Genomic DNA, 12,104 nt, shown 5'->3' with positions numbered 1-12,104 from the left:
GCCCGGACCTACGTGCAGGTACTTGCCGCCATAATCCTGGGTGCCGCAATCGGCTATTTCCATTTGGAGACCGGCCACAGCCTGAAGCCGCTCGGCGATGCCTTCGTCGAGGTCGTCAAGATAATCACCGTACCTGTCATCTTCCTGACAATAGCGACCGGCATTGCCGGCATGAGCGATCTGCAGAAGGTCGGCCGAGTTGCCGCCAAGGCGATGGTCTATTTTCTCACCTTCTCGACGCTCGCTTTTGTTGTCGGGCTGATTGTCACGAATATCGTTCAGCCTGGCGCCGGCCTCAACATCGATCCGGCCTCGCTCGATGTCGAAGCCGTTAAGGGCTATGTGGCCACGGCTCACGAGCAGTCCGTGACCAGCTTCCTGATGAACATCATCCCGTCAACGATTGCCAGTGCCTTCGCGGAAGGCGACATCCTGCAAGTCTTGTTCCTCTCGGTCCTGTTCCTCTCGGTCCTGTTCGGCGCGGTCTGCCGCTACAACGGCCGCTCGCTCTTCTCTCTCGTCCGATACATCAAGGACGAGCTGCTGCTCGCAATGTCCTCCTCAGAGGCCGCGCTGGCCTCGCTCATGGAGAAGATGGAAAAGGCCGGCGCCACGCATTCGGTCGTGGGTCTCATTCCATTCAATCTGGACGGCACGAATATGATGCTCGCCGCCCTTTTCATCGCCCAAGCGACGAAAACTGATCTCCCGATCGGCTGCCGGATCCTCATGCTGTTTGTCGCATTGTTCCCTTCGAACGGAACAACCCGCATTACCGGTGCAGGCCTCGTCACAATGGCTGCAACGCTCTTTCTTGTTCCGGCCGCACCGGTCACCTCCGTGGGGCTTATTCTTGGCGTTGATCAGCTTATGTCCGAATGCCACGCGCTGACGGTTTTTCTCCGCAGCGTAGCGGCAACGCTGGCTGTCACCCGGTCCGGGGCGAGCGGGATAAACGACGATTCGGGGAGCGCCTCACTAGCGGACCGTTCAGCGCTCTGGCGGTGGACGGTCAAGTCGCCCGGCGTGGTGAACACAATTCCCCGTGCGAACGACGCTCAACTATTGGGGTGGACCCGATGGCGCAAAGCCGTATTTGAGAAACCGCCAGATCGCACCGGCACCTGTGCGCCTGTAGCAACTGCGGGGCACGATCAAAACCGACCCATTTTACACCAAAAAGGCGGGCCGTTGCTGCCACGCCGTCCATGGATTGGAGACTCATGTCTAAGCCGACTGCCATCACTGTCGCAGCTCTTCTTTTACTCCTCGCCTTGCTGGCGAGCCAATATAGCGCGAACCTGCACCGGCAGGCGTGGTCGACCGCAGGCAAAAGTGGAGCGGCGCATTCGACAACGATCTTCTTCGCCAATCGCCGGCAACCCGCAAGGCGATGCCGTTCTGGTCATATTCAATGACTACCACAACTGTCCGCATTGCAGACTGGCTGATATCAACTACCAAAAAGCCTCAAGCATGAACCCAATCTGAAGCTTGTGATCAAACAGTTCCCGGTCCTGGGACCGGATTCCCAATTCCCAGCCTTTGCCGCACTCGCCTCGAGAAAACAGGGAAAGTTCGACGAATTCCACCGCGCCCTTATGATTTCCCCCAGTTGAAGGGTCACTCTCAAGATCGCAGCGCGTGTAGGCCTTGACGTTGAGCAGCTCAAGCGGGAATGCAAGATCCGGCCATCGCAGATGAAATGCGCGCGTCCGCGCACTCGCGAAAGGTCTGCACTTAGACGGTACGCCCGCGTTGGTGGTCGGCGATATAGTGGTCGCCGACCTTGTGGACATGGCCAGCTTGCAACGCTTGCATCGCCGATGCGCGCTCAAAGCGTGCTGGCTCTCGTGCGGGGCAGCATCTGTAGACCGGCCACGCTGTTGTTGCCGGAGCGTGCCGTTTGTGGCAGCTGGCTTTGCTGTCGCTCCTCGTAATCTTGTTGCGGTCATCCAGCTGCCGTGGGCGCCAACAACAATCCTGAGCGCCCGCGCCTGAAGTCGCTGGCCGGGTGCTCGTGAACCGAGCCCGCTTTTCTTCGGCAAGCTCAGGCGGTCTTGGCCCTGCGGCATCGCCCCCTGGCGCGGGGCAGCCTTCGGCTGCTGACGGTCGCCGGCCTGTCGGCCGGCGTCTTTCTATTGTGGCCTTCCCCCTGGCGCAGGGTGGGCAGCACTCCCTTCTAGGCCCGCCGCGGCGTCCCGCAACCCTTCGCTTGTCGCTTTCGGGTCCTCCACTCCGTTCCGGTCCTGCTGATGCAGTCCGCCTCCGACGGCGGGCCTTTCCGGTCGCTTTTGCCGCCCACCCCGCTTCCGGGGAGGGCGCGCGATTGTAGAGCGGAGGACATCACGATGCGTGCAAACAACAAACGTTGCGGCAGCCGACAGGCTGGCGCAGACAGTGGCGGGCGCACCGGCGCCAGCCTTTATCAGGAAATCACCGACCGCATCATTGCCGAACTGGAGCGCGGCACCGTGCCATGGGTCAAGCCGTGGGGCAGGGCAAGGACAGGCCTCGGCCTGCCGCGGAATGCGGCCACCCAGCGCCGATATTCCGGCATCAATATCCTGATCCTGTGGGGCGCGGTCATCGAGCGCGGTTTCCCCAGCCAGAACTGGCTCACCTTCCGGCAGGCGCTTTCGCTTGGCGGCAATGTCAGAAAGGGCGAGCACGGCACCACCATCGTTCACGCTGACCGCTTTGTTCCCAAGAACGAAAAGCAACGCGCCGACACCGATGGCGACGAACCGCAGGCGGTGCCCTTCCTGAAGCGCTTCACCGTCTTCAATGTCGCGCAGTGCGATAATCTGCCCGAACATCTTTACGACGCCGGCGAGCCTCTGCCTGAGCGCGAGATGGTCCCGCACGCCGAGGCGCTCATTCATGCAACCGGCGCTGATTTTCGCATCGGCGGCGAGCGCGCCTTCTACATGCCCGGCAGCGACACCATACAGGTGCCGCCGCAGCGGGCTTTCTTCCACCAGATCGACTATTACCGGACCTGCTTTCACGAGCTTGGCCACTGGACCGGCCACCCGAGGCGACTCGCGCGCGACCTATCCGGCTCCTTCGGGTCCAACACCTATGCGCGCGAGGAACTCGTCGCCGAAATCGCATCAGCCTTCATCTGCAGCAGTCTCGGCATCGAGCCGACCGTGCGCCATGCGGACTACATCGGCTCATGGCTGACGGTTTTGCGCGAGGACAACCGCGCCATCTTCCGCGCCGCAAGCCATGCCTCGAAAGCCGCCGATTTCCTGCTTGGCCGCAATGTCGATGTCGAAGGTGAGGCACATGCCGAAACCGCCTATGGGACCGCGCAATCCTCACACGCGACCGCCTTGCGCCTCTGATGACGCAAAGCCGCGCGCAACCAACTCGACAGTTCTTTTGAGGTTGCCCTAACGCCGATGGCCGGCGTTGGCGTCGATCGTTCATCGGACCGAGGTTCGCAAAAAAAGAGGGCGGCATTGATGCCGCCCTCTCGTTGCGAAAGCTGCCAGAGCTGGATTAGAAATCCATACCGCCCATGCCGCCCATGCCGCCGCCACCCATGCCGCCAGGCATGCCGCCGCCGCCAGCCGACTCCTTCTTCGGAGCCTCCGCGATCATGGCTTCAGTGGTGACCAGCAGGCCGGCGACCGAGGCCGCGTCCTGGAGAGCCGTACGGACAACCTTGACCGGATCGACGATACCCATGGCGATCATGTCGCCATATTCGCCGGTCTGGGCGTTGTAGCCGAAGGTCGCGCCCTTGTTCTCAAGGATCTTGCCGGCAACGATCGATGCTTCCGCACCGGCGTTGGCCGCGATCTGGCGGGCCGGAGCCTGCAGCGCACGACGAACGATGTTGATGCCGGCGGCCTGGTCGGCGTTGACGCCGGTGGCCTTGATGTTGGCCGAAGCGCGCAGCAGGGCTACGCCGCCGCCTGCAACGATGCCTTCTTCGACGGCCGCACGGGTCGCGTTGAGGGCGTCATCGACGCGGTCCTTCTTTTCCTTGACTTCGATCTCGGTCGCACCGCCGACGCGGATGACCGCAACGCCGCCGGCGAGCTTCGCCAGACGTTCCTGCAGCTTCTCCTTGTCGTAGTCCGAAGTGGTCTCTTCGATCTGCTGCTTGATCTGGGCAACGCGGCCCTGGATCTCGGCCTTCTTGCCGGCGCCGTCGACGATGGTGGTGTTCTCCTTGGAGATCGACACCTTCTTGGCGCGGCCGAGCATGTTGAGGCCGACGTTCTCAAGCTTGATGCCGAGGTCTTCCGAGATGACCTGGCCACCGGTGAGGATGGCGATGTCTTCCAGCATGGCCTTGCGGCGATCACCGAAGCCCGGCGCCTTGACGGCGGCGATCTTCAGGCCGCCACGTAGCTTGTTGACGACTAGCGTGGCCAGAGCCTCGCCTTCGACGTCTTCCGAGATGATGACCAGCGGCTTCGAGGTCTGCACGACGGCTTCGAGAACCGGCAGCATGGCCTGAAGGTTGGACAGCTTCTTCTCGTGCAGGAGGATGTAAGCGTCTTCCAGATCCGCAACCATCTTGTCGGCGTTGGTGACGAAGTAGGGCGAGAGATAGCCGCGGTCGAACTGCATGCCTTCGACGACTTCGAGTTCGGTCTCAGCAGTCTTGGCTTCCTCGACCGTGATGACGCCCTCATTGCCGACCTTCTGCATCGCTTCGGCGATCATCGAGCCGACCGAAGCATCGCCGTTGCCGGCGATGGTGCCGACCTGGGCAACCTCTTCCGAGGTCTTGATCTTCTTGGCGTTCTTGATCAGCGTCGCAACGACGTCGGTTACCGCGAGGTCGATGCCGCGCTTCAGGTCCATCGGGTTCATGCCGGCGGCAACCGCCTTGTGGCCTTCCTGGACGATCGACTGCGCCAGAACGGTCGCGGTCGTGGTGCCGTCGCCGGCGATGTCGTTGGTCTTCGAAGCAACTTCGCGGACCATCTGTGCGCCCATGTTCTCGAACTTGTCTTCAAGCTCGATTTCCTTGGCGACGGTGACGCCGTCCTTGGTGATGCGCGGGGCGCCGAACGACTTGTCGATGACCACGTTGCGGCCCTTGGGGCCGAGCGTGACCTTCACCGCGTCAGCGAGGATGTTGACGCCGCGCAGCATGCGCTCGCGGGCATCGCGGGAGAATTTTACGTCTTTGGCAGCCATTTTTAGCTCCTGGCAGGGGCTTCAATCGAGCCCGGGAATTCAGTTGACGAAAGGGCCTGATATGAGCCGATGATGCCCATGATGTCGGATTCCTTCATGATCAGAAGGTCTTCGCCATTGAGCTTGACTTCGGTGCCCGACCACTTGCCGAACAGGATGCGGTCGCCGGCCTTGACGTCCAGCGGGACCAGCTTGCCAGCTTCGTCACGAGCGCCGGAGCCGACGGCGATGATCTCGCCTTCCTGCGGCTTTTCCTTTGCCGTGTCGGGGATGATGATCCCGCCAGCGGTCTTGGATTCGGATTCGACCCGGCGAACGACCACGCGGTCATGAAGCGGGCGGAACTTCGACTTTGCCATTTTTTCTTCCTCGATGAGAACGGTGAGAAACAGTTCCTCCATCCGGCGGCGCCGGACATGTGGTTAGCACTCACCAAAGGCGAGTGCTAACGTGGCGCTGAAATAGGCTGGCGGCGCGCCGGAGTCAAGGCGCTCGGAGCGCCTCTTGGCGGCATGATGATGAACTTACCGGTGCCTGGCCGAACCGAGTACCAGAAGCGGGCACCGTTCGGCCAGCGGATAGCTGCCGCTCGGCACGACGCGCACTTCGCCGAACCAGTTGGCGGCCTCTTCGATCAGCGTGGCCAGCGTCGCGAAACTGTAGCTTATGTCCGAGCCGGCATAGACGTCGATCGTGTTGATCGAGCTCATGCTCCACCCCGTCCTTGCGGCAAGAGCTTCGCGGTCTGGGAACAGTCTGCCGAACGTATCGCGGATCGTTGCCACCTTGATGGCGAAATCGGGGTCGTTCGTCGTGGACGCCATCGCGATCCGCCATTTGAGCGCGTGGAAATTCTCGACCCCGCCGGCCAGAACCAGAGCTTCGATGCCGCGCAGATCATCTGCCGTTTCCGGTCGTGCGAAGACGCGGATCGCTGCGCGCCTGCCAGGCTTCAGTACCCTGGCGACCTCGCCAAACAACGAACTGCGCGCCGCCTGGGAATCGACCGCCGACAGGCATCCGTCGCCGATGACGGCGTCGATGCTTGCGTGATCCACGGGCAGGTTAAGCCAGTTGCCGGCGATTGCCCTTCGCGAGCCGTCGTCGCCGGCCCATACGCCGGAAATCATGGCCGCCGACTGGTCGACCGCCAACATCGACTTGCCCAGAATTGCCAATTCCGGGGTCACCCCCAAGAGGAGGACATCGGCATTTCCAAGATCAAGTTCGCGATCGAATATAGCGACGGTTTCCGCTGTTGGCCGGAGCGGCGCTTCCAGAAGTTTCCAATGGCGGTGGTAATCGTCCCAATGATTTGTCATGCAATTTATTGGCCCCTGGACGCCTGGATTTGGATACCCGCCGGGGCTTAATAGAGGTCGTCGGACAAGCCAAGACATTTCAAGAATTTACAGACGGTCCAAGAGGTAGATAGTGGCGCGCATCGTTGTGATAACGCACGAGCATGACAGGTTCCTGGGCAGGCGCGACATCCTGCTGCGCAGGAGCAGCCCATACATGCTGTTCGACATTCTTGCGGAATTGAAAAGGCGCGGCCACTCGGTTCAGGTTCAGCAAGGCCTGTCGAAGCCGGTCAGCGGCGATATGGCGGTATTGCATGTCGATGCCACGGTGACGCCCACGGACTATGTCGACTACGCCCGGAGTTTTGCCTTCTGCCTCAACATCGGCGCCGCCGACATATCCAAGCGGCGGATCAGCGGCGCATTGGTCGACAGAACCGACAGCTGGCAAGGTCAGGTGATCGTCAAAAGCAATCTCAACAATCGGGGTATTCCGGAGACGCTCCTCAACCGGCGATCCGAGCGTGCCGGGAAACAGCAGCCGTTTCCGCGCTTGCCAGCCTTGCATCCTTATGAGGTCCATGGATCTCTCGGCGACGTTCCAGATGGCGTCTTTGATTGCGACGATCTCGTCGTGGAAAAGTTCATTCCGGAGAGAGAACCCGACGGTTTTGCTGTTCGTTTCTGGGTGTTTTGCGGAGAGCGCGAGCGCTGCACCCGCTACGTCTCCCCGAACGGCCTGGTCAAGGCATCAGAGACGATCCGGCGCGAGCCCGTCCCGGTGCCCGACGAATTGCGTGAGCGTCGGCGTGAACTCGGCTTTGACTATGGAAAATTCGATTTCGTCATGCATGAGGGCAGGGCCGTCCTCCTCGACGCAAACAAGACTCCCGGCCGTCCGCAAAACCTCGTCAAGATGTTCGCGGCCGGCGCTTCCGATCTGACTCACGGCTTCGAAGGCCTCATCCATCGGGCGAAATAGGCGCGGCTGAGATCGCCGCGGACGCCCTAGAGAAACAGTCGCAGCTGCGTGTGAATGATAGACCGGTAATCCTCGATGGTCTGGCGGCTTTCCGCTTCGCCCTCGGCGAGCGCCAGGCGCACCACGCCGCCGGCGAGCTGGAAGATCAGCAGGACCATGCGTTCGAACTGCTCGCGCCTCTCGGGCTCGAGCAAGGCGATGACGTGGTCGCAGAACATTTGGGCCTGGTGTCGGGTTTCGGCGATGTCGAGGTTTTTGAGCGCCTTGTCGGCCTGGATGGCGTTCTGCAGATCCTGGATGGCCGGATCGCCGGCGACACGGCTGAGATAATCATCGAGCAGCCGGTCAGCGGCCACGATCACGTCGTTCGCCTCGCGGATTTCGGCGATGATCGTGGTCAGCCGTGCCCGGCTGACCTCTGAAAACCGCTCATAGAGCATCGCCAGGATCGCCGATTTGTTGGGAAAATAGTGGTAGACGGTGGCGATCGGCCCGCCCGCCAGCATGCCGACTTCCTTCATGGTGACGGCGTCGATACCCTTTTCCCCGATCAGCCGCATGGTCGTCGACAGGATCGCGTCGATGCGCTCGCGGCTGCGTTCCTGCTTGGGCCTGCGCCTCGGCTCGGTCGCCATTCTCTTCAATTCCGTCATGCACCGATCTTTCGCACGGCTTCCCAAATTCCGGTTGACAAGAAAATATGATCAAGTATCAGTTTCTGAAATACTGACAGGTTGTCAGCTTTTTTGCCGCACGGCAAGGACGTTGGGAGGCGCCTTTGGCTTCGACAGATACCGGCCACGCAGGCAGTGGCGACTGGCTGGTCGGCAATCCGACCGGCTGGCAGCTCGCCTCGGCCTTGTGGATCGGTTCGGTCGGCCTGCTCATCCTCGGCCTGCAGCCGGTGCTGCTCGGAGCTCTCTACACCGAAGGCCATGTCAGCGGCGACGAACTGGCGCTGGTCGCCACAGCCGAGATGATCGCTATTGCCATCGGTTCGGCTGTCGTGGCGATGCTGCTTTCGGCGCACCACATGCGCTGGAAAAGTGCCGTCCTTCTGCTGCTGCTGGCGCTGGTCAATGTGTGGACGGCCTATGCCGCGAGCACCAGCACGCTGATTGCGGCCCGCGCCCTGGCCGGGCTCGCCGAGGGCGGTCTGGTCGCCATCGCCACCGAACTGATCGCCCGCTCGCGGCGCGCCGAGCGCATCGGCGGCTATTTCGTCACCATGCAGACGCTGGCGCAATGCGCGCTCGCCCTGTTGCTGGCGCTCTATGTCATCCCGGCCGCAGGGGCGTCGGGCGGCTTCATCGTTCTTGCCGTCGTCTGCGTCGTGTCGCTGGTGGTCGCCTTCACTGTTCCCGGTGACTATGCCGACCTGCCCAAGGAGGAGAACCTGGTCAATGTGCTGACGCTTCCCTCGACGACCGCGCTGCTGTCCGTCTTCTGCTATTTCATGTTCTTCGGCGCGGTCTGGGCCTTTCTGGAACCGCTTGGCGCACAGTATGGCATCGATGGCCGCACCGTCGGCCTGATCGTCTCGGCCAGCCTCGCCGTGCAGGTCCTGGGTGCTATGACGGCCACCGTGTTCGAGGCGCGCATCGATTATCGCCTTGCCATCGCGGCGATCGGCGTCGTCGCGCTTGTCAGCTCCCTGGTTCTTGCCAGTAGCCCTGGCCTGACAACGTTCTGGGTCGCTGCCTTGGCCATGGGCTTTATCCTGCTGTTCATCGTGCCCTACCAGATACGTCTGGCGATCACCGCCGACGAGACGCGGACCGCTGTGCTGCTGGTGCCGGCAGCCCAGCTTTTCGGCCTGGCGATCGGGCCGATCGCGGCGTCGCTGCTCATCGATGGCAAGGATTTCCGGCCGGTGCCGGAATTCGCCGCCGCCAGCGCGGTCGCCAGCGTGGCGCTGCTCGGTCTCTTCGTCCTTGTGTCGCGTCACCGTCGTGCGGTTGCCTGAGCGGGGAGGTGGCATGTCTAACATTTGGAGCAACTGGTCGGGCTTTGTAAGCGCCGAGCCCAAGCTGATCGCCAGCCCCGGCGATGCCGGTGAACTCGGTGATCTCGTCCGGACCGCGCCTGGCCCGGTGCGCGTCGCCGGTGCCGGTCATTCCTTCACGCCGCTGGTGAAATCGCAAGGCACGATCCTGTCCCTGGAGAGGCTGGAAGGGCTGGTCTCGCACGACGCCGAAACACATCGGGCGCGGGTGCGGGCAGGGACCCGGCTCGGCCCGCTGATGCGCATCCTGCAAGGCATTGGCCAGGGCCTGCCCAATATGGGCGACATTGACCGCCAGGCGATCGGCGGCGCGCTGGGTACCGCCACGCATGGCTCGGGACCGACGCTCGGCGCCTATCACACGCAGCTGGAGACGGTGCAGATCGTCGACGGGCTTGGCAAGGTCCGCGACTTCAAGCGGGCAGGGGATCAGGACATGATCCACGCCATGGGCGTCGCGCTCGGCGCTTTCGGCGTGCTCACCGAAGTGACGCTGAACAACATCGCGACCTACCGGTTGCGCCGCCGCAAATATGTGCTGCCGATCACTGAGATGCTGCGCGACTTCGAGGCGATGATGGCCGCGCATCGCTCGGCCGAATTCTACTACATTCCGTTCTCCGGCTATGCGCAGTTCATCGCCAGCGATTTCAGCGACGCCGCACCCACCGCACGGCCGCCGGAAGAGGACGAGGCGGGTTTGAGGACGCTGCGTCGGCTGCGCACCTCACTTGCCTGGCTGCCATCGCTGCGTGGCCGCCTGATCCGTTCGGCGGCCGTCAGATTTCCCGCCGAGGACTACGTGCAGGACTGGCTCAACGTCTATGCCAGCGACCGGCAGACCAAGTTCAACGAGATGGAATATCATTTGCCGTTCGAGGAAGGGCCGAAGGCGTTGGCCGAGATCATCGAGCTGACCGAGAAGCGTTTTCTCGAGGTCTATTTCCCGATGGAGGTGCGCTCGGTCGCGCCGGACCAGTTCTGGCTTTCGCCATTCTACAACAGGCTGACCTGCTCCATCGCCATCCACCATGATGCAGCGAACGATCCTCTGCCGTTCATGCGGGCGGCGGAGCCGATCTTCCGCAGATATGGCGGCCGGCCGCATTGGGGCAAGATGCACAGCCTGAAAGCGGCGGATCTGAAAAAGCTCTACCCGCGCTGGGACGATGCCATGGCGGTGCGCCGCGACGTCGATCCGCAAAACCGCTTCGTCTCGCCCTATATGGCCGGCTTGTTCGGCATCGAATGATGAGCACCTATTTTTCCACCCTCTCGGATGCGCTGAAGACCGCCGGCATCTTCCAGCCCTGCCTGCTGCTCGATCGCGACCGGCTGGACGGCAACATTGCCCTGGTCAAGGAGAGACTGGATCCCGGCCTGGCCGTGCGGCTGGTCGACAAATCGCTCGCGTGCATGCCGCTGCTTGCGTATATCGCCAAGGCGCTTGGCAGTGAGCGCTTCATGACCTTCCACCCGCCGATCAGCGAGGCGGTGCTGAAGGCGTTCCCGGATGCCGATCTGCTCTACGGCAAGCCGATGCCGATCGGCGCGGCAAGGGCGGCGCTGGTGAAAGCCGATACCGACTGGTCGCGCGTCTGCTGGCTGATCGACAGCGAGGAAAGACTGGCGGAATATGGCGCGCTGGCAGACGAACTCGGCATCGGCCTGCGCATCGCTTTCGAGATCGATGTCGGGCTGCATCGCGGCGGGTTCGCCAATCCTGAGGCCTTGTCGAAGGCGTTGAGCGCGTTGCCGGCCCGGCTGCATTGCGAAGGCGTCATGGCCTACGAGGCGCATGCGCCGCTCATTCCTGGCCTTTTCGGCGGACCGGCAAAGGCATTGGCAAAGGCGTCGGCGCAGGCCTCGGCGTTCGTCGCCTGTCTCGGCGCCGACCAGCGCCGCATCCTGAACATCGGCGGCAGCAAGACCGCGCTGCTTCATCATGGCGGCGCGGCCAATGAGGTCTCGATGGGCTCGGCCTTTGTGCTGCCCAGCGACTTCGATACGCCAGGCCTCGACGGCTTCCAGCCGGCGGCCTTCATCGCCACGCCGATCCTGAAAATGGTCGAGCCGATGCTGCCCGGCCCGCCGGCCGTCACCCGCCTGCTGCAGGCGCTCGGCCGGTTCCCGCGCAAGGGTTGCTACCTCTATGGCGGCAAGTGGATGGCCGAGCCGGTCTTCCCAGAAGGCATGAAGGCGAACGGGCTGCTCGGCCTGTCCTCCAACCAGCAATTCATGGGCTTGCCCGCCGACGCGACCGCAAAGCCCGGCGACTACGCGTTTCTAAGGCCGACGCAGAGCGAAGCCGTGCTGCAGCAGTTCGGGTCGATCGCGGTGTTTTCCGGCGGCCGGATCGCCGATCGCTGGCCGGCGTTGCCGATGGCCTGACCGACTACGCCTTCACCGGTATCCAGATCTCCAGCCCGCCCTTGCCGCTGCGCGGGTCGAATTCGGGGCCGTAGCGTTCGAATTCCGGCGCGTCCGCGATCTCATGCCCGGAGGCCGGCAGCCATTTGTTCCAGATCGTGTTGACCGTCCGGCGGATGGTCGAGATGTGTTCGCGGTGGGCAAAGACCGCATATTTCTGCGCCGGCACCCGCACCCGGTAGAAGTCCCTGGGCAGGTCGGAGAAGTCAGACAC

The 12,104-nt window shown here is 62.7% G+C and carries 9 protein-coding genes and 2 pseudogenes; 6 read left to right on the top strand and 5 right to left on the bottom strand.

The genetic code is table 11. From position 1 onward, the window contains the following. Positions 1-936, top strand: a pseudogene (locus tag EN984_RS06800) (cation:dicarboxylase symporter family transporter); the annotation flags it as partial. A 1,415-nt stretch (positions 937-2,351) separates the two neighbouring features. Continuing rightward, complete coding sequence (locus EN984_RS06795; RefSeq protein WP_024505900.1) at positions 2,352-3,353, top strand: zincin-like metallopeptidase domain-containing protein; 1,002 nt, start codon at positions 2,352-2,354, stop codon at positions 3,351-3,353. 157 nt (positions 3,354-3,510) lie between these two features. Here the strand turns inward: EN984_RS06795 and groL are convergent, their stop codons facing one another. The 3 genes and pseudogenes from groL to EN984_RS06780 form a co-directional block, all read right to left on the bottom strand. Further along, positions 3,511-5,169, bottom strand: coding sequence for a chaperonin GroEL (gene groL, locus EN984_RS06790; protein WP_127383674.1), 1,659 nt, complete (start codon positions 5,167-5,169; stop codon positions 3,511-3,513). 65 nt (positions 5,170-5,234) lie between these two features. Beyond that, a pseudogene (groES, locus tag EN984_RS06785) lies at positions 5,235-5,528 on the bottom strand (co-chaperone GroES); the annotation flags it as partial. A gap of 165 nt (positions 5,529-5,693) precedes the next feature. Continuing rightward, entirely contained in the window at positions 5,694-6,491 is a 798-nt protein-coding gene (locus EN984_RS06780) for a class I SAM-dependent methyltransferase (RefSeq protein ID WP_127269301.1), read from the bottom strand. A gap of 112 nt (positions 6,492-6,603) precedes the next feature. Between EN984_RS06780 and EN984_RS06775 the strand changes: the two genes are divergently transcribed. After that, positions 6,604-7,455 (top strand): hypothetical protein, encoded by an 852-nt coding sequence (locus tag EN984_RS06775; RefSeq protein WP_127269302.1) that lies wholly within the window; start codon positions 6,604-6,606, stop codon positions 7,453-7,455. A gap of 26 nt (positions 7,456-7,481) precedes the next feature. Here the strand turns inward: EN984_RS06775 and EN984_RS06770 are convergent, their stop codons facing one another. Then, a complete protein-coding gene (locus tag EN984_RS06770) occupies positions 7,482-8,108 on the bottom strand; it encodes a TetR/AcrR family transcriptional regulator (protein WP_164749009.1) in 627 nt (208 codons plus the stop codon). A gap of 125 nt (positions 8,109-8,233) precedes the next feature. On the opposite strand from EN984_RS06770, the gene EN984_RS06765 reads away from it, so the two are divergent. The 3 genes from EN984_RS06765 to EN984_RS06755 are packed head-to-tail and all read left to right on the top strand — an operon-like array spanning position 8,234 to position 11,851. After that, positions 8,234-9,421: an MFS transporter gene (locus EN984_RS06765; protein WP_127269303.1), complete on the top strand. Its 1,188-nt coding sequence runs from the start codon at positions 8,234-8,236 to the stop codon at positions 9,419-9,421. A gap of 13 nt (positions 9,422-9,434) precedes the next feature. Then, on the top strand, positions 9,435-10,712 hold the full coding sequence (locus tag EN984_RS06760) for a D-arabinono-1,4-lactone oxidase (protein WP_127272478.1): 1,278 nt from the start codon (positions 9,435-9,437) through the stop codon (positions 10,710-10,712). Then, a complete protein-coding gene (locus EN984_RS06755; RefSeq protein WP_164749008.1) occupies positions 10,712-11,851 on the top strand; it encodes a DSD1 family PLP-dependent enzyme in 1,140 nt (379 codons plus the stop codon). The genes EN984_RS06760 and EN984_RS06755 overlap by 1 nt, the downstream gene beginning before the upstream one ends. A gap of 4 nt (positions 11,852-11,855) precedes the next feature. On the opposite strand, the gene EN984_RS06750 is transcribed toward EN984_RS06755, so the two are convergent. Further along, positions 11,856-12,104 (bottom strand): GyrI-like domain-containing protein (locus EN984_RS06750; RefSeq protein ID WP_164765393.1); only part of this gene is annotated, 249 nt, incomplete at its 5' end.

The organism is Mesorhizobium sp. M7A.F.Ca.CA.004.12.1.1, from assembly GCF_003997835.1.
In the GTDB taxonomy this organism is placed as follows: Bacteria; Pseudomonadota; Alphaproteobacteria; order Rhizobiales; family Rhizobiaceae; genus Mesorhizobium.
Note: the sequence above shows the minus strand (reverse complement) of the source record. Positions and strands in the feature narration are given on the sequence as shown.

What these genes read in the sequence shown, in the direction of transcription:
- EN984_RS06795 (WP_024505900.1), top strand. Translation starts at nt 2,352, where the DNA reads ATGCGTGCAAACAACAAACGTTGCGGCAGCCGACAGGCTGGCGCAGAC.
- groL (WP_127383674.1), bottom strand. Translation starts at nt 5,169, where the DNA reads ATGGCTGCCAAAGACGTAAAATTCTCCCGCGATGCCCGCGAGCGCATG.
- EN984_RS06780 (WP_127269301.1), bottom strand. Translation starts at nt 6,491, where the DNA reads ATGACAAATCATTGGGACGATTACCACCGCCATTGGAAACTTCTGGAA.
- EN984_RS06770 (WP_164749009.1), bottom strand. Translation starts at nt 8,108, where the DNA reads ATGACGGAATTGAAGAGAATGGCGACCGAGCCGAGGCGCAGGCCCAAG.
- EN984_RS06760 (WP_127272478.1), top strand. Translation starts at nt 9,435, where the DNA reads ATGTCTAACATTTGGAGCAACTGGTCGGGCTTTGTAAGCGCCGAGCCC.
- EN984_RS06755 (WP_164749008.1), top strand. Translation starts at nt 10,712, where the DNA reads ATGAGCACCTATTTTTCCACCCTCTCGGATGCGCTGAAGACCGCCGGC.